Genomic DNA, 25,481 nt, shown 5'->3' with positions numbered 1-25,481 from the left:
CCCCTACGGCGCGCAGCCCGACAAATAAAAAAACCCGCTTCGGAGCCGTTCAACCGAAGCGGGCAAACACCTTACGAGGGTTCAGGGAAACAGGGCCAGGGCCTCGGCACTGCGTCGTTCGATCTGGGCCCAGTCGCCGCGCTCGATCCAGGCGCTGTCGAGCATCCAGGTACCGCCGACGCACATCACGTTGGGCTGGTCCATGTAGCTGCGGGCATTGGCGGCATTGACGCCGCCGGTGGGGCAGAAGCGCACGCCCGGGAAGGGGCCACCGAGCGCCTTGAGCGCGGCGACGCCGCCGCAGATCTCGGCTGGGAACAGCTTGAAGCGGCGATAGCCAAGGGCATAGCCCTGCATCAGCTCGGAGGCAGTACCGATGCCGGGCAGCAGAGGCACCTCGCTGTCGAGGCTGGCACGCAGCAACGCGTCGGTACTGCCGGGGGTGACGATGAACTGGGCGCCGGCAGCCTCGGCATCGGCCAGCATCTGCGTGTCCAGCACCGTACCGGCACCCACGCAGAGGTCGGGACGCTCCTCGCGCAAGCGGCGAATAGCAGTCAGACCATGGGCCGAACGCAGGGTGATTTCCAGGGTGCGCAAGCCACCGGCGGCCAGCGCATCGGCCAGCGGCAGGATGTGCTCCTCGCGCTGGATGACGATCACCGGGAGGATGCGGGCGCGCTCGCAGATTTCGTCGATTCGGGTGATTTTGTCGGCCATGTTCATAGCGATAATCTCAGGGCCTCAAGGGCACCAGTAAATCTCCAAGGGATGATGCAGGAAGGCGCGGATCGGCATTTCCAGCACGTCTTCGCCCGCCAACGCGGCCCGCAGGGTGTCGAGCTTGGCTTCGCCCTGGATCGCCAGCAGCGGCAGGTGGGCGGAAGCCAGGACCGGCAAGGTCAGCGTCAGCCGCTGGCGCGGCACGCTGGGCGCCTGCATCGGCAGACAGCGGCGCGCACAGCCTGGCTGCAAGGCACTGGCCAGGTTCGGGCTGTTGGGGAACAGCGAGGCGGTATGACCGTCGTCGCCCATGCCCAGCACCAGCACGTCGATGGGCTGCGGCAGTTCGGCCAGCGCCTGGTCGGCGAGCGTGGCGGACTCATCCAGGGTCGGCGTCGGCCGGTACAAGCCGAGGAAGCGCGCCTCGGCGGCATTGCCGCGCAGCAAGTGGCGGCGCACCAGCCCCTCGTTGCTGTCGCCATGCTCGACCGGCACCCAGCGCTCATCGGCCAGGCTGACCAGCACCTTTGGCCAGTCCAGTTCCTGCTCGGCCAGGCGCTCGAAGAACGCAATCGGGCTGCGCCCGCCGGAAACCACCAGGCTTGCCGTGCCGTGGGCGTCGATGGCCGTACGCAGCGCGCCGGCCACCGCTTTGGCGAGGGCATCGGCGTGTTGCGCGGCGTCGCTCAGGCTGTGGGCGACCACCCCGGTGGGTAGTTCGATGTCACAGATCGCCATACCAGGACCTCCCATCTCGAGTGATGAGCGCGATGGAGGCGACTGGCCCCCAGCTACCGGCGGCGTAGGGCTTGGGCTTGTCGCCCAACTGCTGCCAGCCCTCGATCAGTTGGTCGCACCAGTGCCAGGCGTATTCGACCTCGTCCTTGCGCACGAACAGGTACTGGTTGCCCTGCATCAGCTCCAGCAGCAGCCGCTCGTAGGCATCGGGAATGCGCGCGCTCTTGTAGGTTTCGGAAAAACTCAGTTGCAGCGGGCCGCTGCGCAGGTGCATGCCCTTGTCCAGCCCCTGGTCCTTGGTCATCACCTGCAGGGAAATGCCTTCGTCCGGCTGCAGGCGGATGATCAGCTTGTTGCTGATCAGCGCACGCTGCTCGGGGGCGAAGATGTAGAACGGCGGTTCCTTGAAGTGGATGACGATCTGCGACAGCTTCTGCGGCATGCGCTTGCCGGTACGCAGGTAGAAGGGCACGCCACTCCAGCGCCAGTTGCGAATGTCCGCCCGCAGGGCGACGAAGGTTTCGGTGTCGCTCTCGGTGTTGGAGTTCTCTTCTTCCAGGTAGCCGGGCGCCGGCTTGCCGTCGATGCTGCCGGCCACGTACTGCCCGCGCACCACGTGACGACTCAGGCCTTCGGCAGTGATCGGCGCCAGCGCCTTGAGCACCTTCACCTTCTCGTCGCGAATGCTGTCGGCCGACAGGTCGCTGGGCGGGTCCATGGCGATCAGGCAGAGCAGTTGCAGCAGGTGGTTCTGCACCATGTCGCGCAACTGTCCGGCCTGGTCGAAGTAGCCCCAGCGCCCTTCGATACCGACCTTCTCGGCCACGGTGATTTCCACGTGGGAGATGTGGTGCTGGTTCCACTGGGTCTCGAACAGACTGTTGGCGAAGCGCAGGGCGATGAGGTTCTGCACCGTTTCCTTGCCCAGGTAGTGGTCGATGCGATAGATGCGGCTTTCCGGGAAGTAACGGGCCACAGCATCGTTGACCGTGCGCGAGGACTCCAGGTCATGGCCGATGGGCTTCTCCAGTACCACCCGCGTGTTGTCAGCGAGGCCGACAGCGGCGAGGTTTTCGCAGATCGAGCCATACACCGATGCCGGCGTGGCGAAATAGGCGATCAGCGTTTCACTGCCAACGGCCTGCTCAGACAGGACGGCGTAGTCCTCGGCGCGACGGAAGTCCATGGTCAGGTAGCTAAGGCGAGCCTGGAAACGTTGCAGCGAGGCGGCTTCGAGCTCCTTGGCCGGTACATGGCGGCGCAGGTGCTCTTCGATCTGGGCCAGGTACTTGCCTGGCTCGCCGGCATCGCGGGCCAGCGCCAGGATGCGCGTGTCGTCGTGCAACAGGCCGGCTCGGTCGAGCTGGTAGAGCGCGGGAAACAGCTTGCGCAGGGCCAGGTCGCCGAGGGCGCCGAACAGGGCAAGGGTGCAGGAATCAACCTTAATCGCGGGCATATATTCGTTCTATTAGCAAGTTATAAGAAGTCAACACCGATCGCTTTCGAGCATTAAGCCTGCAAAGTAGTAAAAATACAACATTTTGTCAGGGGCATTTTCTCGGTATTGCTACGAGCCGTTCCTATAGGGAAGAGACCGGCAATGGGCTGCAATTCTCCCGGCCGGGGAACGGGAATCGCAGAAGCGCTTGGGATAGCCGCCTGGCTCCGCTTTGTTGGGCTTCGTGCCTCAACCCAACCTACGGCACCGCAAGGGTGAAATCGTAGGTTGGCGTTGAAGTGCGTAGCGACGAAGCCCAACATTCCAGCGCAGCGCCTACCTGCGGAATGGCCGCCGAGCTCCGCTCTGTTGGGCTTCGTACCTCAACCCAACCTACGCCCCCTCACCCAACGTGCGGGTTTAGGCATTGGCGCTGGGCACGCCCAACAACAGATGGACCACACCGTTTTCCAGCGGCATCACTGCTTGCACGCCCGCGGGGCCGAGGGCAGCGCTTTGCAACAGGCCAGTATCGCGCAGCTCCACGCGCAGGCGGGTCAGCGCCACCGGCTGGCAGGACTTCACGTTGGCCGGCCCGCCGAGAGCGGCGATCATTTCCGGAGCCAGCCCCAAGGATGCGGCCTGGCTTTCATCCGGTACCAGGTCGGGAGTGAGGGCTTTCCAGAACCAGGCATTGACTCGCTCAAACATATTCGGTGCTCCTCTCGCACATGCTTTGCGCCGCGATCTGCAGACGCTGGCGGACCTGGGCGGTCGTACCAAGCGCCAGCACCTCTCGGACCAGGGCCTGGCACTCGCTCAGGCGCTGGCGGCGCACGGCGGCCTTGATTGCCGGGATCGCCGGCACGCTGACCGACAGTTCGTCGACCCCCAGCCCCAGCAACAGCGGCACCGCCAACGGCTCGGAGGCCAGCCCGCCGCAGACGCCAACCCACTTGCCATGGACATGGGCACCGCGCACGGTGAGTTCGATCAGGCGCAGCACACCCGGATGCAGGGCATCGGCCTGGCTGGCCAGGCGCGGATGGCCACGGTCCATGGCCAGGCAGTACTGGGTGAGATCGTTGGTGCCGATGGAAAAGAAGTCCGCCTCGGCGGCGAATTGCTCGGCGAGCAATGCGGCGGCCGGCACTTCGATCATGATGCCGAGCTTGGGCAACTCGGCAACGCCAAGGGCAGCGGCCTCCACCTCCAGCATGGCGCGAACCTGGCGCAACTCCTCAAGGCTGGCGACCATCGGCAGCATCAGGTGCAAACGGGCCTTGCCGGCTGCACCGAGTACCGCGCGCAACTGATCCCGCAGCAAGTCCGGACGTTCCAGGCACAGGCGGATGCCGCGCATGCCGAGAAAGGGGTTTTCTTCCGCCGCCATCGGCACGTAGGACAACGGCTTGTCGCCGCCGACATCCAGGGTGCGCACGATCAGGTTGCGTTGCGGCCCCAGCGCTTCGGCGATGGCGGCATAGGTATCGCGCTGCTCCTGCAGGCCAGGCGCGGCGTCGCGGTGCAAATAGAGGAACTCCGAACGCAGCAGACCGACACCTTCTCCGCCCAGGCGCAGCGCCTCACGTACCTCATCCAGCGAGGCGACGTTGGCCGACACCTCGATGCGACAGCCATCGCGGGTCACCGCCGGCTGCGCGGCCGCATCGTGCTCCTGGCGCTGGCGATGCTGCTGGGCCTTCTGCGCGGCGCGCACGGCGTCGATCTCGACGGCGCTCGGCGCGACCTGCAGTTCGCCACCGATGGCATCCAGCAGTACAGGGGTGCCGTTGGCCAGTTCCAGAACCCGCGCCGGCAGACCGCACAGCGCGGGAATGTTCAGCGCGCGGGCAAGGATCGCCACGTGACTGGTGGGCCCGCCGCCGACGGTGGCCAGGCCCAGCACCTTGCGCGTATCCAGGCCGGCGGTTTGCGACGGCGTCAGTTGATCGGCGATCAGGATCGCCTGCTCCGGCAGCTCCAGCGGGCCGTCCTGCACGCCAAGCAGGCATTTGAGCACACGCCGACCAACATCGCGCAGGTCCTGGGCGCGCTCGGCCAGCAGGGCGCTGTGCAGGCCGGCCAGGCGCTCGGCGGTGGAGCGACAGGCGCTCTGCCAGGCGAACGCCGCGCTCTTGCCCTGCACGATCAGCGCCTCGGCCTGCTCCAGCAGATCCGGGTCCTCGAGCAGTTCCTGATGGGCCTGGAAGATTTCCGCCTGCGGGCCGCCCGCCTGGGCCAGGCGTAACGTGGCGAGTTCTTCCCAGGCGCTGCTCAGCCCTTTGCGCAAGGCCAGCCGCTCGGTCGCCTCGCCCTGGCCCTGCTCTTCCACTTCCAGCTCCGGCTCGGCAATCTGCACCGCCACACCTAGCGCCAGCCCCGGCGAAGCGCACACGCCACGCAGAGGCCCACCCTCATCCGCCGCTGCCGCGATGGCAACGGGAGCCGCGTCGGCTAGCTGCTCGGCAGCGGCGCCGCTTTCGCCACAGCCTTCGGCGATCAGCTCGCGCAGGCTGGCCACCGCCTGCTCGGCGTCCACGCCGACCGCGCGCACTTCCAGCACATCGCCGCAGGCCACTTCCAGCGCCATGATCGCCACCAGCGACTTGGCGTTGGCCTCGACCTCCCCCTTGTGCAGGGTAATGCGCGCGGCAAAAGCCTTGGCGGCGTGAGCCAGCGTGGCCGCCGGCCGCGCATGCAGGCCGCTGGGATTGGGCACCGCGACCGGCCCCGACAGATGCAGGGCGCCGCCCTGCTCCAGCGTCACCGCCGGCACGGCGGGATCGGCCAGGGTCAGGCGCAGCGCCGGCTGGCCGCACTCGACCAATCCGCTTGCCGGCACATAAGCGGCGACCCGCTCGCCGTTGACCACCAGCACCTGGGTCAGCAGGCTGCGGGCATTCAGGGCGATGTGGTCGGCGTCGAACTCGATCAGCGGCTGCCCCGCCGCCACCCGTTCGCCATTGGTCACCAGGCAGCGAAATCCCTGCCCGGCCAGCTGCACGGTATCCAGGCCGATGTGCATCAGCACCTCGACGCCCTGCTCGCCGATCACGCTCAAGGCGTGACCGGAAGCCTGCACCTGCCCGACCACGCCAGCCAGCGGCGCGCAGAGGGTTTGCGAGGTGGGATCGATGGAGATTCCGTCGCCGACGAGTTTGCCGGCGAACACCGGATCGGGAACCTGTTCGAGTGGAACCAGCAGCCCCGAGAGGGGTGCGAGCAGTTCCAGGGTTTGGCTTGCGGGCATAGCGTCACCTGCTGCTGTTCTTGTCAGGCGAAGGCCGGCGGAGCAACCCGCCGACCTCCGGGTTGTCACCACCAGTACTCGACCTGCGCGCCGAAGTTGGAACCGTGGCGGGCATTGCCGAAGGCGCCGGTATCCGACAGCGCATCGCCGGGGCCGGCAGCGTCCTGGGCCGCCTGGTTCCATACCGCATAGGTGTAGTACAGACGAATTTCCGGGCGGGCCCAGAACGCGGGGCCGTTTGGCGACCAGGTCGGGGCAATGGTGAATTTGCTCAGCTTGCGCGTGCCATCGGCGGCATCCACCTGGTCATGGCCGAGTTCGGTGACCAGCTTGAACTGCTCGGTGAAGGCATAGGTCGGCCGCACGCCCACGGAGATCCAGTCCTGGTCAGCGCCACCGTCGCGCTTGTCCTTCTGGTAGACCACCTCGAACTGGCCGCCGAAGCGCGGCGTCAACTGCCAATCGAAGAACTCGACCACCCGCCAACTGGTGTTGTCGCGGTCCAGGGTGACGTCGCCGGTGTAGCCCAGGCCGGTGCCCGGACCCTTGCCGTACTGCACGGCGAACTTGTTCCTGCCGCCGAGGAAGTCGCTCTGGGTGTGCTGCGCGGTGAACGCCCAGCCGCTGTGGGCATCGCGGGAATCCGGCTTGTCGATGTAGCTCAGGCCGAACTCCAGGGCGCCGCCGGCATTGGGGGTAAAGCCGCTGACGTTGAAGTCGTGGCGGTTGACGTAGGCTTCCTGCCAGAGATTGTCCTTGCGCGAGAAGGCGTAGCTGTACTTCAGCCCGCCCAGTTCCACATCCTCGATGCCGGCACCGGTGGCGCTCTGGTTCCAGTAGTAGAAGTCGGAGATGTGGATGTCGTTGCGCTTGTAGTAGCGGCGGCCGGCCCACAGCGAGCCGTTATTCAACGCCGGGATCTTGCTCCACTGGGCGAACATCTGCGGCATGCGCGCGGAGCCATAATCGCCGGTGAACTTCAGCGAGTGATGATAGGCGTTGTACAGCGAGGCCATGCCTTCGACGCTGATCACCGAACCGTCGTCGAGGGTGAACAGGTCCTGGCGCAGATCGAGTTCGGCGTAGTGTTCGCATTCGTTGCCCAGGCGGTACTTGGTCTGGGCACCGGGCAGTTTGAAGCAGGACTGCTCGTCGCTGTTGACCGAATCGCCGACACCGCTACGCAGGTAGCCGGAAAATTCCAGGGCATGGCCGCTCAAGGGCAGCCCGGCGAGCACCAGGGCCAGGGTGAGGTTTCTTGTTGTTGTCATTGCTGCTCCGCTTTTTTGTTGTTGTGAGCCCGGCCTTTGCGAAGGGCCGGGCTTGGTTTTTCCGGATTGGCCAAAGCCGATCCGGACTACAGCTGTGTAGAGGCGAATTCGTTCGCCCATCCAGGCTCCCTCGGGCGAATGAATTCGCCCCTACATCTGTGGCCTCCTGGCCACTAGCCCACTCTTCGAAAGCCTCTCGGATTGCGTCGGGACTCCGGGCTAGCGTCGTGTAGGGGCGAATCTATTCGCCTAGCCAGGCTCCGCCGGGCGAACGAGTTCGCCCCTACAGGTCCTCCAGATGCAGGACGAAGGACTCGTAGGGCCGCAGGTACAGGCAGGTGTCCCGCGGCGGGCAGTCCGGGTAGTTGCCGATCAGCAGGCGCTGGTTACAGCCGGCCGGCAATGCGTTGTCAGGCAAGCGCACTTCGCAATGGGCGGCGTAGAAGTTATTCACCACCAACAGCCGCTCCCCTTCGCCCTCGCGCAGGTAAGCCCACACCTGGGGATGTTCGAGCAGCAGGCAGCGGTATTCGCCGCTGGTGAGCAGCGGCTCGGCCTTGCGCAGGGCGATCAACCGGCGGTAGTGATGCAGCACCGAGTCGGGGTCGGCCAGGGCCGCTTCGACGTTGATCTGCGGGTAATTGGGCGCCAGCTCGATCCACGGCTGGGCGCGACTGAAGCCGGCGTTGGCCCCGGCGTTCCACTGCATTGGCGTGCGCGCGTTGTCACGGGACTTCTGGCGGATCGCCGCCATGATCTCGGCTTCCGGCACACCGGCTTCCAGCTTGAGGCGGTGAATGTTCAGGGTCTCGACGTCGCGGTACTGGCGGATATCGGCGAAACCGGGATCGGTCATGCCGATCTCCTCGCCCTGGTAGACGTAGGGTGTGCCCTGCAGGAAATGCAACGCGGTGGCGAGCATCTTCGCCGAGCGCACGCGGTGCTCACCGTCGTCGCCGAAGCGCGACACCACCCGCGGCTGGTCGTGGTTACACCAGAACAGCGCGTTCCAGCCGCCGCCCTGCTGCATGCCGGTCTGCCAGTCGGAGAGGATGCGCTTGAGCTCGACGAAGTCGAAATCGGCATAGACCCACTTCTGCTGCCCTGGGTAATCCACCTTCAGGTGATGGAAGTTGAAGGTCATCGACAGTTCGCGGGACTCCGGATGGGAGTAGCGGATGCAGTGTTCCAGGGTGGTGGAAGACATCTCGCCAACGCTGATCACCGGATGGCCGTCGAACACCTCGCGGTTCATCTGCTGCAGGTACTCATGCACCCGTGGGCCATCGGTATAGAAGCGCCGGCCATCGCAGTCGCCGTCGGGAAAGTCGTGGGGCTTGGAGATCAGGTTGATCACATCCAGGCGGAAGCTGCCGACGCCCTTGTCGCGCCAGAAGCGCATCATCTTGAAGACTTCCGCACGCACCCGCGGGTTGTCCCAGTTGAGGTCGGCCTGGCTGCGGTCGAACAGGTGCAGGTAGTACTGGCCGCTGACCGCGTCGTACTCCCAGGCCGAGCCGCCGAACTTGGATTGCCAGTTGTTCGGCGTGTCGCGCCAGATATAGAAGTCGCGATACGGGTTGTCGCGGCCCTGCCGCGCCTGCTGGAACCAGGGGTGCTCGATGGAGGTGTGGCTGACCACGATGTCCATCATCAGGCGAATGCCGCGCTTGCCGGCCTCGGCGACCAGCCGGTCGAAGTCGGCCATGCTGCCGTAGCTGGGGTCGATGGCGTAGTAGTCGCTGATGTCATAGCCGTTGTCGCGCTGCGGCGATTGCAGGAACGGCGTCAGCCACAGGTAGTCCACGCCCAGCCACTGCAGGTAGTCGAGCTTGTCGACCACACCCAGCAGGTCGCCGGTGGCACCGCCGGCGTGGCTGCAAAAGCTCTTCGGGTAGATCTGGTAGACCACCGAGCGCTTCCAGTCTTGCATTGCAGGTTTCCTGATTCGATTGCGAGTTGGATCAGGGGCGGCCGGCGGCCGCCCCGCTGGACTCACGCCACCCGGTAGCCGGGCAGGATGATGCGACGGCTGAGGCCGTAGGTGAGGACGAAGGGCACGACGATGGCGATCAACATGCCGACCATGAACACCGGGATGTGCTGCGGAATGATCGAGATGAACCCCGGCAGCCCGCCGACGCCGATGGCTGCCGCCTTGACCTTGCTCAGCGAGAGGAAGATGCAGCCGGCCGCCGAACCGCACAGCGCCGAGTAGAACGGGAACTTGTAGCGCAGGTTGACGCCGAACATCGCCGGCTCGGTGATGCCGAAGTAGGCGGAGATCGCCGAGGTGGAAGCCATGCTGCGTTCGCGGGCGTTGCGCGTGGCGCAGAATACCGCCAGCGCCGCACTGCCCTGGGCCACGTTGGACATCACGATCATCGGCCAGATGAAGGTGCCGCCGCTGCTGGAAATCAGCTGTAGGTCGACGGCAATGAACATGTGGTGCATGCCGGTGACCACCAGCGGAGCGTAGAGGGTGCCGAAGATCAGCCCGCCGAGCAGCGGCGCCAGCTCGAACAGATGCACCATGCCCTCGGTGATCAGGATGCCCAGGTGACGGGTGATCGGGCCGATCACCGCCAGGGCCAGCACGCCAGTGATGACGATGGTGGTGATCGGCACCACCAGCAACTGAATGGCGTTCGGCACGCGGGCACGCAGCCACATCTCGATCTGGCTCATCACCCAGGTCGCCAGCAGGATCGGCAGGATCTGCCCCTGGTAGCCGACCTTCTCGATCTTGAACAGGCCGAAGATATCGAAGTACGGCAGGCTCGCGCCCTCCAGGCCGGCCACTGCCTTGCCATAGTTCCAGGCGTTGAGCAGGTCCGGGTGGACCAGCAGCAAGCCGAGCACGATGCCGAGGATCTCGCTACCGCCGAAGCGCTTGGCCGCCGACCAGCCGACCAGCGCCGGGAGGAACACGAAGGACGTGTTGGCCATCATGTTGATCAGCTGCCACAGGCCTTCCAGATTCGGATAGGCCGCCAACAGGGTCTTGCCCTCGATGAACATGCCCTCGGCGCCGAGCAGGTTGTTGATGCCCATCAGCAGGCCGGCCACGATGATCGCCGGCAGGATCGGCATGAATACATCGGAGAACACTCGCACCAGGCGCTGCATGGCGTTGCCCTTGGCGGCGCCCTGGTTCTTGACGTCGGCGATGCTGGCGGCGGCCAGGCCGGTCAGCTCACGCAGCGCAGCGTAGACGCGCTCCACCTCGCCGGGGCCGATGACGATCTGGAACACGCCACCGGTGACGAAGCTGCCCTTGACCAGCTCCACCTGGGACAGCCGGGCGGCGTTGACCTGGCTTTGATCCTTGAGGGTCAGGCGTAGACGGGTGACGCAGTGGGCAGCCTGTTCGAGGTTGTCCGCTCCACCGAGCGCTTCGAGGATCTCGGCGGCGGATTGCTTGTAGTCCTGGCTCATGCTTTTTCCTGTCGATGAGGTTTTTGTTATTGGCAGCATGCCGAGGGTGAGATTACTCGTACATACGAGTTAAGGCAACAACTCGTATAGACGAGCCAATGACAGGCCCGACGAATGGACAAAGCGCAGGCGCTCTCTGTAACGTTCCAGGCTTTTATCGGCGCGCCAGGACGCGCCTGCAGACCAAGGGCCGGATCGCCATGAGCAAATACAACCAGATCTATACCGATCTGCTCGCCGAGATCACTGCCGAACGCCTGCCCAAGGGCGCTCGCCTGCCCTCCGAGAGCGAGCTGATGGACAGCTACCAGTCCAGCCGGGGCACCGTGCGCAAGGCCATCGAGATGCTTCAGGAGCGCGGCTTCGTGCAGAAGATGCACGGCAAGGGCGCCTTCGTCCTGGCGCCGAGCCATATCGAGTTGCAGCTCGGCGGCATCGTCAGCTTTCAGGAAATCCACCAGCGCCTGGGCAACCGCATCACCACCGAGGTGGTGGACTTCCGCCAGGTGCCGCTGGAGGGCCCGCTGCTGGAGCATCTGCACGGCGCCGAGGGCAGCCTGATCACACAGATCAAGCGGGTCCGTCGCATCGAGGGCAAGCGCGAGATCCTCGATATCAACCACTTCGTCGACGACCTCATTCCCGGCCTCAGCGTAGAGATCGCCCAGGGCTCGATCTACGAGTACATCGAAGGGCAACTGGGCCTGAACATCAGCTACGCCCAGCGGGTCATCGAGGCCCAGCGCTGCAGCAGGGACGACCGCCAGTACCTGGACCTCGACGGCCTCGGCCATGTCATCGTGATCAAGAACCATACCTTCCTGCAGGACGGCCGCCAGTTCGAATACACCGAATCGCGGCATACCCTGGACAAGTTCTATTTCTCCGATGTGGCACGGCGTTGAGCCCCCCCCCGCACGCCGTAGGTTGGCGTTGAGCGAAGCGAAGCCCAACGAGGAATGCCCAGCGTTCCCATGACACTCGGCAAGCAGGTTCCGCGCACCGGGTGTTGGGCTTCGCAGACTCAGCACCAACCTACGGGCCGCACTGGCCCCGTCATTCCAACCCCGCCCGCAGCTCCAGGCGCGCCTCCTGTCCTGGTTCCAGAGCCAGGCGATTGTCCTCGCCTGCGGTCCCGCCGACACAAAGAAAGCCCAGCGCCTCGGCAAAGCCGACCTCGCCGATGATGCGGTTGCCCGGATGCAGCACCAGGGTCCCGCCGCTGTCGGCTTTGCGGATATGCAGGGCACGACGCCAAAGGGGGTCATGCAGGGTCAGCGAACCGCAGTGCCTATAGAGGCGCTCGATGCCCAGATGCGCCCGCAGCGGCTGTATGCGCCGCCGCACCTGCCCGGTCTGGCGATCGGTGCCCGAGAAACCCTCCAGGCCGAACAACCGCACCCTGGACACATTGGAAACGCGCCAATAAGGCTGCAGGCCCTGGCTGAGCAGGCAGGGCTGGCGGTCCTGGTGACGACTGATCAGGCGCACGCACAGGCCCTGCCCCAACTCGACTTCCAGACGTGCCTGCCAGTCGTGCAGGTCGAGCCGCCAGGTCAGCCGCACCGAATCCACCTCGGTTTCAAGCACGTCCAGCGTCCAGTCAGCCAGACGGGCCCAGCCGTGGGCAGGCCAACCGGCCTGCTGGGGATGAAGACCGAACCACGGCCAGCACACGGCGATTCCCCCGCGAATGGCGCCGAGCTTCGGCCACTGTTCCGCGCACCAGAGCAAGGGACGCTCGCCACTGGGCTGGAAGTGCAGCAGTTGCGCCCCCTGGCGACTGAAAGCTGCGCGGAAACAGGCATGCTCGATCAGCAGCAACTCGCGCCCTTGGCATTGCGCCCAGGCGTATACCTGCCCCATGGGCAACGGAAAGAATCCGGCGAGCGGATGCTCTCCAGGCGACTTCACGGAGGCGACCCGATGCCCGGAGAGCGGGAAGCGGGCCACGCCCGCGAAAGTCCGAGGACCTCCGCAGTCATGGCCCGCCTCTATTGCCGTGGGTAGCGACCCTTACCACCAGTGCTCGACTTGCACGCCGAAGTTGGAACCGTGGCGGGCATTGCCGAAGGCGCCGGTGTCCGACAGCGCATCGCCAGGGCCGGCCGCGTCCTGCGCCGCCTGGTTCCAGGAGGCATAGGTGTAGTACAGGCGGATTTCCGGGCGCGCCCAGAAGCCCGGCCCGCTCGGCGACCAGGTCGGGGCGATGGTGAACTTGCTCAGCTTGCGCGTGCCGTCGGCGGCATCCACCTGGTCATGCCCCAGCTCGGTAACCAGCTTGAACTGCTCGGTAAAGGCGTAGCTTGGCCGCACGCCGACGGAGATCCAGTCCTGGTCGCCGCCACCGTCGCGCTTGTCCTTCTGGTAGACCACCTCGAACTGGCCACCGAAGCGCGGCGTCATCTGCCAATCGAAGAACTCGACCACCCGCCAGCTGGTGTTGTCGCGATCCAGGGTGACGTCGCCGGTGTAGCCCAGGCCGGTGCCCGGACCCTTGCCGTACTGCACGGCGAACTTGTTCTTGCCGCCAAGGAAGTCGCTCTGGGTGTGCTGCGCGGTGAACGCCCAGCCGCTGTGGGCATCGCGGGAATCCGGCTTGTCGATGTAGCTCAGGCCGAACTCCAGCTCGCCGCCAGGGTTGGTGTCGAAGCCGCCGACGTTGAAATCATGGCGGTTGATGTAGGCTTCCTGGAACACGCTGTCCTTGCGCGAGAAGGCGTAGCTGTATTTCAGCCCGCCCAGTTCGTAGTCCTCGATGCCGGCGCCGGTGGCGCTCTGGTTCCAGTAGTAGAAGTCGGAGATGTGGATGTCGTTGCGCTTGTAGAAGCGTCGGCCGGCCCACAGCGAACCGCCATTGAGCGCCGGCACCTTGCTCCACTCCAGGTAGGCCTGGTTCATCCGGGCGAAGCCATGGTCGCCGGTGAATTTCAGCGAATGGTCGTACTGGTTGTACAGCGCCGCCATACCCTCGATGCTGAGCACGGAGCCGTCGTCGAAGGTGAACAGGTCCTGGCGCAGATCGAGCTCGGCGTAGTGCTCGCATTCGTTACCCAGGCGGTACTTGCTCTGCGCGCCGGGCAGTTTGAAACAGGACTGCTCGTCGCTGTTGACCGAGTCGCCCACGCCGCTGCGCAGGTAGCCGCTGAACTCCAGGGCCTGACTGGACAACGGCAGGCCGGCAAGGGCCAACGCCAGGGTTAGGTTTCTTGTTGTCTTCATTCGCTGCTCCGCTTTGTTTTTATTGTTTGCTGCTTTGTGCACATCCCTGTGCGATCAGTACTCCCACGGAGCACGCTGGGCGCACTCCCGATCGCTCGTCCGGGCTCGGCAAGACAGCAGGCTGCCCGGTCTCACCGGCCTTCTTCTGTAGGGGCGAATTCATTCGCCTGCCGGCGCACTTCTGGCGAATAAATTCGCCCCTACAGGGTTTTTCCGTGCCATCGCCTCCTAGCGCGGCTTGAATTGCGCCACCTTGGCCGCAGCCGCGGAGGACTGCGGCTGACCGCGCAACGCCAGCCGCTCGCCGCTCTGCGCATCGAACAACAGCACCTTGGCCGGATCGAATTGCAGCCCGATGCTTTCCCCGACCCGCGGCGCCGCATCCGGCGCCAAGCGACAGCAGACCTTGGTCTGGTTGAGGCTGACGAACACCAGGGTGTCCGGACCGGTGGGCTCGGTCACTTCCACCTCGGCACGCACGCTGCCCGGCTGGGTCTCGCCATCCGCGGCCACAGCGATTTGCTCGGGGCGAATACCGAGAATGACCTCACGCCCCTCCAGGGCTTCGCCCTGCGCCGGATACAACGGCAACTCGCAGCGCGCCTGACCGCTGTCAAGCAGCGCCAGCCACTGACCGTCGCGCTGCTGGACGCGCAGGGGAATGAAATTCATCGGCGGCGAGCCGATGAAGCTCGCCACGAACAGGTTGGCCGGATCGTTGTAGATCTGCTGGGGAGTACCGAACTGCTGGATGATGCCATCCTTCATCACCGCCACTTTATCGCCGAGGGTCATGGCCTCGATCTGGTCGTGCGTGACATAGACCGTGGTGGTCTTGAGCCGCTGGTGCATCAACTTGATCTCGGTGCGCATTTCGACTCGCAGCTTGGCGTCGAGGTTCGACAGCGGCTCGTCGAACAGATAGATCTTCGGCCGCCGCGCCAGGGCCCGGCCCATGGCCACGCGCTGCTGCTGGCCGCCGGACAGTTGGGACGGCTTGCGCGCCAAGAGGTGCTCGATCTGCAGCAATTTGGCGACCCGCTCCACTTCGGCGTCGATCTGTGCCGCCGGCACCTTGCGCATCCTCAGGCCGAAGGCAATGTTGTCGCGCACGCTCATGGTCGGGTACAGCGCGTAGGACTGGAACACCATGGCGATGTCGCGGTTCTTCGGGCTCACGCCGCTGATGTCGGCGTCGTCCACCAGGATCTCGCCGCCGGTGATTTCCTCCAGCCCGGCGATGCAGTTCATCAGGGTCGACTTGCCGCACCCGGAAGGGCCGACCAGGATCAGGAACTCGCCGGAGTCGATCCGGATGTTGATGTTCTTCAGGGTGTCCGCCAGGCCGCTGCCATAGGACTTGTGCACGTTGCGCAGTTCGAGCGTTGCCATTTGCGTTACCTCAACCTTTGACGGCGCCGGCGGTCAGCCCGCGCAGGAAGTACTTGCCGGCCAGTACGTAGACCACCAGCGTGGGCAGCCCGGCGATCATCGCCGCGGCCATGTCGACGTTGTATTCCTTGGCCCCGGTGCTGGTGTTCACCAGGTTGTTCAGGGCCACGGTGATCGGCTGGGTATCGCCGCTGGCGAATACCACGCCGAACAGGAAGTCGTTCCAGATCTGGGTGAACTGCCAGATCAGGCAGACCATGATGATCGGCACCGACATCGGCAGCAGGATGCGGCCGAAGATGGTGAAGAACCCCGCCCCGTCCAGCCGGGCCGCGCGCACCAGAGCGTCGGGGATGCTGACGTAGAAGTTGCGGAAGAACAGGGTGGTGAAGGCCAGGCCGTAAACCACGTGGATCAGCACCAGCCCCGGCGTGGTATTGGCCAGGCCGAGCTGGCCCAGGGTGAAGGATGCCGGCAGCAGCACCACCTGGAACGGCAGGAAGCAACCGAACAGCAGCAGGCCGAAGAACAGCTGCGAGCCCTTGAAGCGCCACATGGACAGCACATAACCGTTCAGCGCGCCGAGCATGGTGGAGATCAGCACCGCCGGCACGGTGATCTTCACCGAATTCCAGAAGAACCCGCCGACGCCATCCCAGGCCTTGATCCAGCCGATGGCGGTGAACACCTCCGGCCAGGACAGCAGGTTGCCGCTGCGAATGTCGGCCGGGGTCTTGAAGCTGGTCAGCAGCATGACCACCAGCGGCACCAGGTAGAGCGCGGCGGCGCCGAGCAGGGTCGCGTAGATCGCCAGACGGCTGATGCTCAGGGGACGACTAGTCATGGCGCTTGTTCCTCAGTTCCGAGTAGAGGTACGGCACCAGGATCGCCAGCACCGCGCCGAGCATCAGGATCGCGCTGGCGGCGCCGAGGCCCATCTGGCCGCGGGTGAAGGTATGGGCATACATGAACATGGCCGGCAGGTCGGAGGAGTAGCCTGGGCCGCCGGCGGTCATCGCCGCCACCAGGTCGAAGCTCTTGATGGCGATATGCGCGAGGATCATCAGCGCGCTGAAGAACACCGGCCGCAGGCTCGGCAGCACGATGCGCAGGTAGATGCTCGGCAGGCTGGCGCCGTCCACCTGGGCCGCACGGATGATCGACTGGTCGACCCCGCGAAGGCCGGCGAGGAACAGCGCCATGACGAAACCGGAGGACTGCCACACGGCGGCGATCACCAGGCAGTAGACGACCCGGTCCGGGTCCACCAGCCAGTCGAAGCGAAAACCCTCCCAGCCCCAGTCGCGCAACAGCTTGTCCAGGCCCAGGCCGGGGTTGAGCAGCCACTTCCAGGCGGTACCGGTGACGATCATCGACAGCGCCATGGGGTACAGGTAGATGGTGCGGATCGCGCCTTCGCGGCGGATGCGCTGGTCCAGCAGCACGGCGAGGAGCACGCCGATCGCCAGGCTGACGGCGATGAACAGGCCGCCGAACACCAGCAGGTTCTGGCTGGCCACCCACCAGCGGTCGTTGTCCCACAGGCGCGCGTATTGCTGCAGGCCCACCCATTTGTAACTGGGCATGAAGCGCGAGTTGGTGAACGACAGCAGGAAGGTCCAGAGGATGTAGCCGTAGAAACCGACCAGCACGATCAGCATGCTCGGCGCCAGGACCAGCTTCGGCAGCCAGCGCTGCAAGGCGTCCAGCGGGGAAGGCTTGGCGAAGACCGCGGTTGAACTCATGGATGACTCCGTTGATGCGGGTTGCACGATTAGCCCCCCCTCCCTCCGGGAGAGGGGTAAAAGCGGCGCGGCCGATCCCGCGGTGCGTACCGGAGGGCATGCACCTGGGGTTGGAAGCTATGAGCCGGCGGGTTTCCGAAAGCGACCGCCGCACGGCGGTCGCGAATGCCTTACTGCACCGCCTGGATCGCCGCCGCCAGTTGCTGGGCAGCCTTCTGCGGGTCGGCTTTCGGATCGTTGAAGAAGTTGGTGACCACGTCGAACACCGCGCCCTGCACGTAGCTGGAGGCCGCCATGCCGTGGGCCAGGCTCGGTTGCAGGCCGGGGCCTTGCGCCGCCTGCTTGAAGTCGGTCATGGACTTCTGCGCGCAGGCGTCGAAGTTGCTCATGTCCTGGTCCAGGCGGACCGGGATGGAGCCCTTGTTCTGGTTGAAGACTTCCTGGAACTCCGGCTCCAGCACGGTGCGCGCCAGGTCGAGCTGCGCCTTGCGGTCTTCCTCACGGCTCAGCTTGAACATGGCCAGGGAATCAATGTTGTAGGCGAAGCTGCCCTGGGTACCGGGGAATGCCAGGCATTCATAGTCCTGCCCGGCCACCTTGCCGGCGGCGGTGAATTCGCTCTTGGCCCAGTCGCCCATGATCTGCATGCCGGCCTTGCCGTTGATGACCATCGCGGTGGCGCTGTTCCAGTCGCGTCCGGCGGCGTCGGCATCGACATAGCCACGCAGCTTCTTCAGCGCAGCGAACGCCTCGACCATCTTCGGCCCGGTCAGCACATCCTTGTCCAGGTCGACGAACGCCTTGTGAAAGTCTTCCGGGCCGAGAATGCTCAACGCCAGGTCTTCGAACACGGTGCCGTCCTGCCAGGGCTGGCCGCCATGGGCGATGGGCATGAAGCCGGCGGCCTTGAGCTTGTCGGCGGCGGCGAAGAATTCGTCGAGGGTCTTCGGCGGCGTGGCGCCAGCCTTCTTGAACACCTCAGGGTTGATCCACAGCCAGTTCACTCGATGCACGTTGACCGGCACGGCCACGTAGTCGCCGTCGTACTTCATCACGGCGGCGACCTGCTTGGGCAACAGCTCGTCCCACTTGGCTTTCTCGGCCACCTCGTTGAGGTCGGCCAGCAGGCCCAGCTCGCCCCACTCCTGAATGTCGGGACCCTTGATCTGGGCAGCGGCAGGCGGATTACCGGATACCGCACGGGTCTTCAGCACGGTCATGGCGGCTTCGCCACCGCCGCCGGCCACGGCGAAATCCTTCCAGGTATGGCCCTGCTTCTCCACCAGTTGCTTGAGGGTATCGGCAGCACGCTTTTCGCCACCCGAGGTCCACCAGTGCAGCACTTCGACCTCGCCGGCTTGGGCAGCGAATGGCAGCAGGGAAGCAAGTGAAATGGCAGTGGCCAGGCGATGGATCGCTTTCATGAAGGAATTTCCTTTTTTGTTGTTATGCCAAGCAAGTCGGAAGCTTGCGTTGCATGGATTCTATGCACGGGACAAAGACGCGGGGGTAACGAAGGGATGGGCAAAGGTCACCGTTCTGTTACATAGCGCGAGACAATGCAACCGGGCCTCGTTGTGCAGCGTCCTCACCGGAGGCCCTCCTTGGATTGTGCAATCGGCTGAATATCCCCCACCCTGCCAAAACGAAGGGCCGGGCCCGACGCGAACCAGTACCGCCGATGGATTCCTGCACGCGAATATGGATGGCGTGGAAGCTCGGGCAGCGAGCCCCTACCCCGGCGAACGCTCAAGCGCCCTGCCCGGGCACTACAGGCGCGGCAACGTCAGCGTCACACGCAGGCCACCCTCGCGCAGGTTGCGCAGCCCCAGCTCGCCGCCGTGGGCGTGGGCGATGTTGCGTGCGATGCCCAGCCCCAGGCCATAGCCCTGCTGGTTGCCGGCCAGGCGGAAATGCGGTTCGAAGATCTGCTCCAGGCGCTGCTCGGGCACACCCGGCCCCTCGTCGTCGACATGCAGCACAAAGGTGGTTCCGTCGTCCTCGATCAGCAGGTGGGCCTTCTCGCCGTACTTCAAGGCGTTGTCCAACAAGTTGCCGATGCAGCGCTTGAGCGCCAGCGGCTTACCGGCATAGGTCGCCAGCGCCTGCCCCTGCAGGGTCACCCGGCCATTGCCGGCCGGTGCCAGGTAGGGCTCGGCGACGTGCTGGATCAGCAGGTTGAGATCCACCGGCTCGATATTTTCGTGGATGTCGGTGTCCTTCACGCACTGCAACGCGCCCTTGACCAGCAATTCCAGCTCGTCCAGGTCGCGACTGAACTTGACTTGCAGCGCCTCGTCCTCCAGCAGCTCGACGCGCAGGCGCAGCCGGGTGATGGGCGTGCGCAGGTCGTGGGAAATGGCACTGAACAGCTGACTGCGCTCGGTCAGGTAGCGGCCGATGCGGTCGCGCATGGCGTTGAAGGCGCGACTCACCTCCACCACCTCGCTGCCGCCCGCCTCGGCCAGCGGCTCGACTTCGCTGCCCAGGGACATGTCCCGCGCCGCCGCCGCCAGCCGCTTGAGCGGCCGGCTCTGCCAGTGCACCAGGATGCCGATGAACAGCAGCAGGAAGCCACTGGTCAGCACGATGAACCACAGCTGCTGGGCCGGCAGGCCCTGGTCTTCCAGGCTGACGTAGGGCGCCGGCAGCAGCGAGGCGAGGTAGAGCCATTCGTTCGGTGCGATCTGGATCTGTGTCACCAATACCGGCGGATTGAGCGGTTCCAGGCTCAGTGCGTAGTGGGCCCAGGAGCGCGGCAGTTCGTCGAGCTTCAGCTCGCTGTTGAAGATGCGCAGATCGTCCGGATCGACGAATTGCAGCGACAGGTCCACTGCCTTGCCCAACCGCTCGCGCAGCACCTCGTCCACCGCGTCCAGCACCGCACGCTTGCGCGGCGTTTCCGGCAACACACGCATGGACAAGGGCTTGTCGTTGAGGGAAACGAAGAAACGCGTGCCGCCCATGTTGCGCAACTGATCGAGCACCAGCGGCCGGTAGCCCAGCGGCAGGGAGCGGAAGTAGCTGACGCTGGCGGCCATCGAGTGGGCCAGGCTGCGCGCACTGGTGAGCAGGCCCTCCATCTGGCTGGCGCGTAGCTGCGAAACCCAGATGACGCTGGACAGCGTCTGCGCCAGCAGCACCGCCAGCAATGTCAGCAGTAGCATGCGCCCGAGCAGCGAGCGCGGCACCAGGCGCCAGCGCCGGCCCTCAGTGCGCATCGCTGTGGACCGTGACCTGCGCCGCCAGCAGATAGCCGGCGCCGCGCACGGTGCGGATCAGCCGCGGCGCCTTGCCGGTGTCGCGTAGCCGCTGGCGCAGGCGACTGACGGCCATGTCGACGATGCGCTCCAGCGGCAGCACCTCGCGGCCGCGGGTGGCATTGGCGATGGTGTCGCGGTCGAGAATCTGCATCGGATGGTCGAGAAACAGCTTGAGCAGGGCGAAGTCGGCCCCGGAGAGGAACGACTCTTCACCGTCCTGATGAAACAGCCGGTGGCTGACCAGATCCAGCCGCCACTCATCGAAGGCCAACACCTCTGCACCCCGTGGTTCCTGGGCGAACTGGGTACGCCGCAACAAGGCCTTGATACGCGCCTGCAGTTCACGAGGACTGAAGGGTTTGCCCAGATAGTCGTCCGCCCCCAGCTCCAGGCCGATCACCCGGTCGGCCTCGTCGGAGCTGGCGGTGAGCATGATGATCGGCATCTGTGCCAGGCGCTTGTGCTGGCGGATCCATCGGCACAGGCTGAAGCCGTCCTCGTCGGGCAGCATCACGTCGAGAATCACCAGGTCGGCCGGCTCGTCGCACAGCGCCTGGCGGAAGCTGGCGCCGTCGCCCACGCTGCGCACCTGGAAGCCGGCGCGGCTCAGGTAGGTTTCCAGCAGTTCGCGGATTTCCTGGTCGTCGTCGACCAGCAGGATGGTCTTGCCGGGTTGGCTCACAGGCGCCACCTTCGTTGTTGTCACAAGGCCAGTAGCTTACCTCGGGGCGGGCGGACCGGGCTGCGCCATGCGCTGCAAAGAATGCATGCGGCGCCGGCACCCCGCAGGCCATGCCCGCGATGCACCACAGGGCCGGTCTTTGACGGACATGGCCCGTTCCTAGTGTCTCGATGCCTGGGTCAACGCCACGCCTGCGCCCATCAGGCCCGGGAACTCGGCCAGCACCAGCCAGACCGGAATGCCTTCGAAGTAGCGGCTCATCACGCCCTTGTCGGCAAAGCTGCGGGCAAAGCCGCTGCGCAGGAACAATTCGGCGAAGCGCGGCACCACGCCACCGGCGATATACACCCCGCCCCGCGCGCCCAGGGTCAGCACGTTGTTGCCGGTGACGCGCCCGAGCCAGCAGCAGAACTGCTCCAGCACCTCACCGGTGTAGGCATCGCCGGCCAGCGCCGCGCTCACCACCTCGACCTGGGAGGCCAGCCAGGGTTCACGGCCGTCCACTGCGCAACTGGCCCGGTAGAGCGTGAACAAGCCACCGCCGCTGAGAATGTTTTCCGCGCTGACGTGCCCGAGCTGGCCATGCAGATGCCGCCATAGCTGCGCCTCGCGCAGGCTGCCGACGGGCAGGTCGACATGCCCGCCCTCCCCCGGCAAGGCGCCCCAGCGCCCCTCGCCGAGCGGCAGCAGGGTACCGACGCCGAGACCGGTGCCTGGGCCGATCACCAGGCGCGGGCGATCTTCCTCTACCTGACCGGGACACACCTGCAGCAGCTCGTCCTCGCGTACCCGGCTCATACCCAGCGCCATGGCGGTGAAATCGTTGATCAACAACAACTCGCTCAGCCCCAGCTCGGTACAGAACGCCTCGCGGCTGAGGCGCCAGTGATTGTTGGTGAAGACGAACTCGTCGCCCTGAACCGGCCCGGCACAGGCCAGGCAGATCGAGTCCACCTCGCTCAACGCCTGCCCGATTGCCGCCAGGTAGGCGTGGATCGCATCCTCCGGCCGCGGGTAGCCCGCCGTCGGCAGCACCCGCACCTCATGCAGGGCCTCGTTGCGCCATAGCGCGAAGCGCGCGTTGGTCCCACCGATATCACCCACCAGCGCCAGTTTCACTTGAGCGCCTCCAGGCTGGATGTAAAGGCACTGGCACCCTGGTCGGCCGGACTGAAGGCGGCACGCATGAAGGCGAACAGCTCGCGACCGCAGCCGATGCCCTGGTCCTGCGGCGCCGGTACGCAGTCGCGGGCGTCGAATTCAGCGGCATCCACCAACACGTTCAACTCGCCGCTGACCGCATCGACGCGAATCAGGTCGCCGTCGCGTACTTTGGCCAGCGGGCCGCCGTCGATCGCCTCGGGGCACACGTGAATGGCCGCCGGCACCTTGCCGGAGGCGCCGGACATGCGTCCATCGGTGACCAGCGCCACCTTGAAACCACGGTCCTGCAACACACCAAGATAGGGTGTGAGCTTGTGCAGTTCCGGCATGCCGTTGGCCTTGGGCCCCTGGAAGCGCACCACTGCGATGAAGTCGCGCTCCAGCTCGCCGGCCTTGAATGCCTCGGCCAGTTCGTTCTGGTCATGGAAGACCCGCGCCGGCGCCTCCACCAGGCGGTGCTCCGGCGCTACCGCGGAAATCTTGCTGACGCTACGGCCGAGGTTGCCGCTGAGCACCCGTAGCCCACCTTCGGGCGAGAACGGCCGCGCCGCCGGTCGCAGGATGGCTTCGTCGAGGCTCTGGTCGCTGCCTTCGCGCCAGACCAGCTTGTCGCCATCGAGGAACGGCTCCTGGGTGTAGCGGCGCAGGCCGCGCCCCATGACAGTATTGACGTCCTCGTGCAGCAGGCCGGCGTCGAGCAGCGTGCGCACCAGGAACGGCACGCCGCCGACGGCGTGGAAGTGGTTCACGTCGGCCTGGCCGTTGGGGTAGACCTTGGCCAGGGTCGGCACCACGGCGGAAATATCCGCCATGTCCTGCCAGGTCAACTGGATGCCGGCGGCCTGGGCCATGGCCGGCAGGTGCAGGGTATGGTTGGACGAGCCGCCGGTGGCGTTCAGCGCGACCACCGAGTTGATGATCACCTTCTCGTCGATGATCTCGCACAGCGGCAGGTAGTGACCGCTCTGCTTGGTCATCCGCGTCACCTGGCGCGCCGCCTCGCGAGTCAGGGCATCGCGCAGGGGCGTGTAGGGATTGACGAAGGACGAGCCCGGCAGGTGCAGGCCCATCATCTCCATGACCATCTGATTGGTGTTGGCGGTGCCGTAGAAGGTACAGGTGCCGGGGCTGTGGTAGGACTTCATCTCCGACTCCAGCAGCTGCGCGCGGGTCGCCTTGCCCTCGGCGTAGAGCTGGCGTACCTCGGCCTTCTCCTTGTTGGAAATGCCCGATGGCATCGGCCCGCCCGGCACGAACACCATCGGCAGGTGGCCAAAGCGCAGCGCGCCGATCATCAGGCCGGGCACGATCTTGTCGCAGATGCCCAGCAGCAGCGCCGCATCGAACATGTTGTGGGACAGAGCGACGGCGGTGGACAGGGCGATCACCTCGCGGCTGGCCAGGCTCATTTCCATGCCCGCCTCGCCCTGGGTCACGCCGTCGCACATGGCCGGCACACCGCCGGCGAACTGGCCGACCGAACCGATCTCGCGCAGCGCCTGCTTGATAATTTCCGGGAAGTGCTCGTAGGGCTGGTGGGCCGACAGCATGTCGTTATAGGCCGAGACGATGGCCACGTTGGCCTCGTCCATCAGCCGCAGGCGCTGCTTGTCGGTGGCTGAATTGCAGCCGGCGACGCCGTGGGCGAAGTTCGCGCACTGCAGCTTGCCGCGCTGCGGCCCCTCGCTGGCGGCCGCGCCCATCTGGGCCAGATAGCGCTCGCGGGTGGCGCGGCTGCGCTCGATCAGCCGCTCGGTGACCTCAAGAACTCGGGGGTGCATGCAATGCCTCCAGGCTAGCCATCAACATGATTGTACTTTTTACAAAATTCTGCCATCAATAAGCCTTGATTTCTATGCTCAAGGCAATAATCTTGTAATTCCTACAACAAAATTTTAAAAGCAGGACCTCACCATGACTTTACGTATCGCCATCAACGGTTTCGGTCGCATCGGTCGCAACGTTCTCCGCGCCCTCTACACCCAGCAGTATCGCCAGCATATGCAGGTGGTGGCGATCAACGACCTGGGCGATACGGCGATCAATGCCCACCTGTTCCAGTTCGACAGCGTGCATGGCGCATTCGACGGCAGCGTGTCGGCCGACCAGGAAAACCTGCTGGTCAACGGCGACCGCATCGCCGTCAGCGCCATCCGCAACCCCGCCGACCTGCCATGGAAAGCACTGGGCATCGACGTGGTGTTCGAGTGCACCGGGCTGTTCACCGACCGCGACAAGGCGGCTGCCCACCTGACCGCCGGCGCCCGCAAGGTGATCATCTCCGCTCCGGCCAAGGGGGCCGACGCCACCGTCGTCTACGGCGTCAATCACCAAGTGCTGCGCCAGAGCCACCAGATCATCTCCAACGCCTCCTGCACCACCAACTGCCTGGCACCGGTGGCACAAGTGCTGAACCGCGAACTGGGTATCGAGAATGGCCTGATGACCACCATTCACGCCTACACCAACGACCAGAACCTGTCCGACGTGTACCACAGCGATCCGTACCGGGCACGCTCGGCCACCCAATCGATGATCCCGACCAAGACCGGCGCCGCCGAAGCGGTCGGCCTGGTGTTGCCGGAGATGGCCGGCAAGCTGACCGGCATGGCCGTTCGCGTGCCGGTGATCAACGTCTCGCTGGTGGACCTGACTTTGAACCTGAAGAAGGAAGCCAGCACCGAGGATGTCAACGCACTGCTCAAGGCCGCCAGCGAGCAATCGCCGGTACTGGGCTATAACACCCTGCCGCTGGTTTCCTGCGACTTCAACCATAACCCGCTGTCGTCCATCTTCGATGCCAACCACACCAAGACCAGCGGCAAGCTGCTCAAGGTAATGGCCTGGTACGACAACGAGTGGGGCTTCTCCAACCGCATGCTGGACAATTGCCTGGCCCTCTGCGAAGCGCCGTAACGTAACCGCAGGAGCGGGACATGCCTGCGATGCGCCTGTATCGCCCGGTATTCGCGGGCGTGGCCCGCTCCTACAGATCCCAACGCCGTAGCCCGGAGAAGCGCCAGCGCAATCCGGACTTCTCCGGCCAGGTTCTCTGGGGTAGGGGCGAATTCATTCGCCTGCCAGGCTTCGCTGGGCGAATAAATTCGCCCCTACAGCCAAGACCCCGTACGAAGCTGCCTGGCCCTGTGCAA

General features: G+C 65.3%; 20 protein-coding genes. 2 read left to right on the top strand and 18 right to left on the bottom strand.

The window, feature by feature from the left end:
• Positions 1-81 precede the first annotated feature (81 nt).
• From ACWKV7_RS08290 to treP, 8 genes are all read right to left on the bottom strand, one after another.
• The gene (locus ACWKV7_RS08290; protein WP_483857189.1) at positions 82-726 is read right to left on the bottom strand and encodes a bifunctional 4-hydroxy-2-oxoglutarate aldolase/2-dehydro-3-deoxy-phosphogluconate aldolase; all 645 of its coding nucleotides are present in this window, start codon (positions 724-726) and stop codon (positions 82-84) included.
• Between the two features lie 18 nt (positions 727-744).
• Complete coding sequence (pgl, locus tag ACWKV7_RS08285) at positions 745-1,461, bottom strand: 6-phosphogluconolactonase (RefSeq protein WP_483857188.1); 717 nt, start codon at positions 1,459-1,461, stop codon at positions 745-747.
• Complete coding sequence (zwf, locus tag ACWKV7_RS08280) at positions 1,448-2,917, bottom strand: glucose-6-phosphate dehydrogenase (RefSeq protein WP_483857187.1); 1,470 nt, start codon at positions 2,915-2,917, stop codon at positions 1,448-1,450. Before zwf ends, pgl begins: the two co-directional genes overlap by 14 nt.
• Before the next feature lie 402 nt (positions 2,918-3,319).
• On the bottom strand, positions 3,320-3,610 hold the full coding sequence (locus ACWKV7_RS08275; RefSeq protein WP_483857186.1) for a PTS sugar transporter subunit IIB: 291 nt from the start codon (positions 3,608-3,610) through the stop codon (positions 3,320-3,322).
• The gene (gene ptsP, locus ACWKV7_RS08270; RefSeq protein ID WP_483857185.1) at positions 3,603-6,152 is read right to left on the bottom strand and encodes a phosphoenolpyruvate--protein phosphotransferase; all 2,550 of its coding nucleotides are present in this window, start codon (positions 6,150-6,152) and stop codon (positions 3,603-3,605) included. The genes ACWKV7_RS08275 and ptsP overlap by 8 nt, the downstream gene beginning before the upstream one ends.
• 65 nt (positions 6,153-6,217) lie before the next feature.
• The gene (locus tag ACWKV7_RS08265; protein ID WP_483857184.1) at positions 6,218-7,423 is read right to left on the bottom strand and encodes a carbohydrate porin; all 1,206 of its coding nucleotides are present in this window, start codon (positions 7,421-7,423) and stop codon (positions 6,218-6,220) included.
• A gap of 283 nt (positions 7,424-7,706) precedes the next feature.
• Complete coding sequence (treC, locus tag ACWKV7_RS08260; RefSeq protein WP_483857183.1) at positions 7,707-9,356, bottom strand: alpha,alpha-phosphotrehalase; 1,650 nt, start codon at positions 9,354-9,356, stop codon at positions 7,707-7,709.
• 62 nt (positions 9,357-9,418) lie between these two features.
• Positions 9,419-10,861, bottom strand: coding sequence for a PTS system trehalose-specific EIIBC component (gene treP, locus ACWKV7_RS08255; RefSeq protein WP_483857182.1), 1,443 nt, complete (start codon positions 10,859-10,861; stop codon positions 9,419-9,421).
• A gap of 200 nt (positions 10,862-11,061) precedes the next feature.
• Here treP and treR point away from each other — a divergent pair, with 200 nt between their 5' ends.
• Positions 11,062-11,766: a trehalose operon repressor gene (treR, locus tag ACWKV7_RS08250; protein WP_483857181.1), complete on the top strand. Its 705-nt coding sequence runs from the start codon at positions 11,062-11,064 to the stop codon at positions 11,764-11,766.
• A gap of 151 nt (positions 11,767-11,917) precedes the next feature.
• Here the strand turns inward: treR and ACWKV7_RS08245 are convergent, their stop codons facing one another.
• The 10 genes from ACWKV7_RS08245 to edd all read right to left on the bottom strand — a co-directional run bounded on the left by ACWKV7_RS08245 (position 11,918) and on the right by edd (position 24,110).
• Positions 11,918-12,775 carry an aldose epimerase family protein gene (locus tag ACWKV7_RS08245; RefSeq protein WP_483857180.1) on the bottom strand — a complete coding sequence of 286 codons (858 nt, stop codon included), beginning with the start codon at positions 12,773-12,775 and terminating at the stop codon, positions 11,918-11,920.
• Between the two features lie 102 nt (positions 12,776-12,877).
• Positions 12,878-14,083 carry a carbohydrate porin gene (locus ACWKV7_RS08240; RefSeq protein ID WP_483857179.1) on the bottom strand — a complete coding sequence of 402 codons (1,206 nt, stop codon included), beginning with the start codon at positions 14,081-14,083 and terminating at the stop codon, positions 12,878-12,880.
• 228 nt (positions 14,084-14,311) lie between these two features.
• Positions 14,312-15,475, bottom strand: coding sequence for an ABC transporter ATP-binding protein (locus tag ACWKV7_RS08235; protein WP_483857178.1), 1,164 nt, complete (start codon positions 15,473-15,475; stop codon positions 14,312-14,314).
• A 10-nt stretch (positions 15,476-15,485) separates the two neighbouring features.
• Complete coding sequence (locus ACWKV7_RS08230; protein WP_483857177.1) at positions 15,486-16,319, bottom strand: carbohydrate ABC transporter permease; 834 nt, start codon at positions 16,317-16,319, stop codon at positions 15,486-15,488.
• On the bottom strand, positions 16,312-17,220 hold the full coding sequence (locus ACWKV7_RS08225) for a carbohydrate ABC transporter permease (RefSeq protein ID WP_483857176.1): 909 nt from the start codon (positions 17,218-17,220) through the stop codon (positions 16,312-16,314). The genes ACWKV7_RS08230 and ACWKV7_RS08225 overlap by 8 nt, the downstream gene beginning before the upstream one ends.
• A gap of 170 nt (positions 17,221-17,390) precedes the next feature.
• A complete protein-coding gene (locus ACWKV7_RS08220; protein ID WP_483857175.1) occupies positions 17,391-18,644 on the bottom strand; it encodes an ABC transporter substrate-binding protein in 1,254 nt (417 codons plus the stop codon).
• A gap of 345 nt (positions 18,645-18,989) precedes the next feature.
• On the bottom strand, positions 18,990-20,441 hold the full coding sequence (locus ACWKV7_RS08215; RefSeq protein WP_487249203.1) for an ATP-binding protein: 1,452 nt from the start codon (positions 20,439-20,441) through the stop codon (positions 18,990-18,992).
• Positions 20,431-21,165: a response regulator gene (locus ACWKV7_RS08210; protein ID WP_483857174.1), complete on the bottom strand. Its 735-nt coding sequence runs from the start codon at positions 21,163-21,165 to the stop codon at positions 20,431-20,433. The genes ACWKV7_RS08215 and ACWKV7_RS08210 overlap by 11 nt, the downstream gene beginning before the upstream one ends.
• A gap of 159 nt (positions 21,166-21,324) precedes the next feature.
• Positions 21,325-22,284 carry a glucokinase gene (locus ACWKV7_RS08205; RefSeq protein ID WP_483857173.1) on the bottom strand — a complete coding sequence of 320 codons (960 nt, stop codon included), beginning with the start codon at positions 22,282-22,284 and terminating at the stop codon, positions 21,325-21,327.
• The gene (gene edd, locus ACWKV7_RS08200; protein WP_483857172.1) at positions 22,281-24,110 is read right to left on the bottom strand and encodes a phosphogluconate dehydratase; all 1,830 of its coding nucleotides are present in this window, start codon (positions 24,108-24,110) and stop codon (positions 22,281-22,283) included. Before edd ends, ACWKV7_RS08205 begins: the two co-directional genes overlap by 4 nt.
• Positions 24,111-24,243: 133 nt before the next feature.
• On the opposite strand from edd, the gene gap reads away from it, so the two are divergent.
• The gene (gap, locus tag ACWKV7_RS08195) at positions 24,244-25,245 is read left to right on the top strand and encodes a type I glyceraldehyde-3-phosphate dehydrogenase (RefSeq protein ID WP_483857171.1); all 1,002 of its coding nucleotides are present in this window, start codon (positions 24,244-24,246) and stop codon (positions 25,243-25,245) included.
• Positions 25,246-25,481: the final 236 nt, after the last annotated feature.

The sequence above is a fragment of the Zestomonas ipomoeae genome (assembly GCF_057128665.1).
The sequence above is the reverse complement of the archived record's forward strand: the minus strand, read 5'-3'. Positions and strand labels throughout refer to the sequence as shown.

Excerpts from the sequence above, each read along its gene's own strand:
- ACWKV7_RS08265 (WP_483857184.1), bottom strand. The coding sequence starts at position 7,423 with ATGACAACAACAAGAAACCTCACCCTGGCCCTGGTGCTCGCCGGGCTG.
- ACWKV7_RS08275 (WP_483857186.1), bottom strand. The coding sequence starts at position 3,610 with ATGTTTGAGCGAGTCAATGCCTGGTTCTGGAAAGCCCTCACTCCCGAC.
- pgl (WP_483857188.1), bottom strand. The coding sequence starts at position 1,461 with ATGGCGATCTGTGACATCGAACTACCCACCGGGGTGGTCGCCCACAGC.
- gap (WP_483857171.1), top strand. The coding sequence starts at position 24,244 with ATGACTTTACGTATCGCCATCAACGGTTTCGGTCGCATCGGTCGCAAC.
- treC (WP_483857183.1), bottom strand. The coding sequence starts at position 9,356 with ATGCAAGACTGGAAGCGCTCGGTGGTCTACCAGATCTACCCGAAGAGC.
- ACWKV7_RS08215 (WP_487249203.1), bottom strand. The coding sequence starts at position 20,441 with ATGCGCACTGAGGGCCGGCGCTGGCGCCTGGTGCCGCGCTCGCTGCTC.
- ACWKV7_RS08235 (WP_483857178.1), bottom strand. The coding sequence starts at position 15,475 with ATGGCAACGCTCGAACTGCGCAACGTGCACAAGTCCTATGGCAGCGGC.
- ACWKV7_RS08290 (WP_483857189.1), bottom strand. The coding sequence starts at position 726 with ATGAACATGGCCGACAAAATCACCCGAATCGACGAAATCTGCGAGCGC.
- edd (WP_483857172.1), bottom strand. The coding sequence starts at position 24,110 with ATGCACCCCCGAGTTCTTGAGGTCACCGAGCGGCTGATCGAGCGCAGC.
- ACWKV7_RS08220 (WP_483857175.1), bottom strand. The coding sequence starts at position 18,644 with ATGAAAGCGATCCATCGCCTGGCCACTGCCATTTCACTTGCTTCCCTG.
- ACWKV7_RS08240 (WP_483857179.1), bottom strand. The coding sequence starts at position 14,083 with ATGAAGACAACAAGAAACCTAACCCTGGCGTTGGCCCTTGCCGGCCTG.
- ptsP (WP_483857185.1), bottom strand. The coding sequence starts at position 6,152 with ATGCCCGCAAGCCAAACCCTGGAACTGCTCGCACCCCTCTCGGGGCTG.
- zwf (WP_483857187.1), bottom strand. The coding sequence starts at position 2,917 with ATGCCCGCGATTAAGGTTGATTCCTGCACCCTTGCCCTGTTCGGCGCC.
- treR (WP_483857181.1), top strand. The coding sequence starts at position 11,062 with ATGAGCAAATACAACCAGATCTATACCGATCTGCTCGCCGAGATCACT.
- treP (WP_483857182.1), bottom strand. The coding sequence starts at position 10,861 with ATGAGCCAGGACTACAAGCAATCCGCCGCCGAGATCCTCGAAGCGCTC.
- ACWKV7_RS08225 (WP_483857176.1), bottom strand. The coding sequence starts at position 17,220 with ATGAGTTCAACCGCGGTCTTCGCCAAGCCTTCCCCGCTGGACGCCTTG.
- ACWKV7_RS08230 (WP_483857177.1), bottom strand. The coding sequence starts at position 16,319 with ATGACTAGTCGTCCCCTGAGCATCAGCCGTCTGGCGATCTACGCGACC.